Source organism: Flavihumibacter cheonanensis (genome assembly GCF_022352215.1).
Lineage (GTDB): Bacteria > Bacteroidota > Bacteroidia > Chitinophagales > Chitinophagaceae > Flavihumibacter > Flavihumibacter cheonanensis.
This window is the reverse complement of the sequence record NZ_JAKRWF010000168.1, coordinates 1-283: the sequence shown is the minus strand read 5'-3', so window position 1 is coordinate 283 and position 283 is coordinate 1. Positions and strand designations below refer to the sequence as shown.

Here is a 283-nt window from a genome sequence, read left to right as displayed (position 1 = left end):
ACGAAACATGGAAGGCCGAGGCTGTTTACGGATGCAGACTATTATTTTAAAGATCACTTTGTCTGGAATTTATTCATTGAAAAAATCAATATCGCGTATGCCAAAAAATTAGCTTATGAAAAAAATTATCATGACCGATGTACTGCGGTCATTGAATTTGCTCGCGGCGGAGAAAATGGAATAGGGGAGGCGCTGTCCCATTTAAGCGAGGATATTTTGCAGAAAGCAGGCATTGTCTATATCGATGTATCTTATGAAGAATCCGTCCGAAAAAATCGGGCAC

Annotated in this window: 1 protein-coding gene; it reads left to right on the top strand. The window is 39.9% G+C overall.

Features of this window, described 5'->3' with window-relative positions:
- Positions 1-283: hypothetical protein (locus tag MD536_RS21565; protein ID WP_239603846.1), on the top strand; the 283-nt coding region annotated here is incomplete at both ends.